The 206-nt window shown below is 66.0% G+C and carries 1 protein-coding gene; it reads right to left on the bottom strand.

The annotated features are described in order from the left end of the window. A partial coding sequence (locus HFE01_RS27010; protein ID WP_181955942.1) for an AMP-binding protein occupies positions 1-206 on the bottom strand: 206 nt, incomplete at both ends.

Here is a 206-nt window from a genome sequence, read left to right as displayed (position 1 = left end):
GGCTGCGGTGCTCGATCATCACGCCCTTCGGCTTGCCCGTCGTTCCCGACGTGTAGATCACGTACGCCAGATCCTCCAGACGGGCTTCATGGAAGCTGTCGGCATTCGCCCGCTCCTCGCCGTACGACACTTCGTCGTCCAGGTACAGCACCGCCGCTAGCGCCAGCTCCTCTTCGCCGAGCCAGGCTTCGGCGCGCTCTCGCAGC

The sequence above is a fragment of the Paenibacillus sp. EKM10P genome, assembly GCF_011800655.1.
Lineage (GTDB): Bacteria > Bacillota > Bacilli > Paenibacillales > Paenibacillaceae > Paenibacillus > Paenibacillus polymyxa.
Note: the sequence above shows the minus strand (reverse complement) of the source record. Positions and strands in the feature narration are given on the sequence as shown.